This window comes from Bartonella capreoli, assembly GCF_902813205.1.
Taxonomy (GTDB): domain Bacteria; phylum Pseudomonadota; class Alphaproteobacteria; order Rhizobiales; family Rhizobiaceae; genus Bartonella; species Bartonella schoenbuchensis.
Window position 1 is genome coordinate 1 of record NZ_CADDZX010000260.1, and the last position, 428, is coordinate 428.

Consider the following 428-nt stretch of genomic DNA (forward strand, 5'->3'; position numbering starts at 1 on the left):
TAATACTCGCCAGAAACTCACTGGAAAGCTTAATTGCATGCGCCATCTTCCCTTGTTGCTTTTCCACCTCATTCCCATACTCCCGCTTCTTTAATGCTTTCTTACGCATTAAAGCTCTACCTAAATTCTTACTCCGAAATTCTAAATCCTCTGAATTAAAGAAGTCTCCTTGCTCTTTTTCTTCAGCTCCCTCCCGTGGCACAACGGGTCTACCGCCCTCCGCCATAATTGGCTCCTTAGTCAAAATGCAAAGTAAAAATGTATCTCATAAAACCGTAAGCATCATATTGTTCCTGAACTTATTCGTCAAGACGCTAAAAGAAATCTATCACAATTTATCGCATAAATAACATGTTTTTCAATCTTATGCACCCAATTACTAATACACCTTAAAATAATCCAGCTTCACCCGCAAATAATGTGTTTCC

General features: G+C 39.0%; 1 pseudogene. It reads right to left on the reverse strand.

What is annotated here, in order from left to right:
* A pseudogene (locus J7R05_RS08325) lies at positions 1 to 226 on the reverse strand (AtpZ/AtpI family protein); the annotation flags it as partial.
* Between the last annotated feature and the right edge of the window lie 202 nt (positions 227 to 428).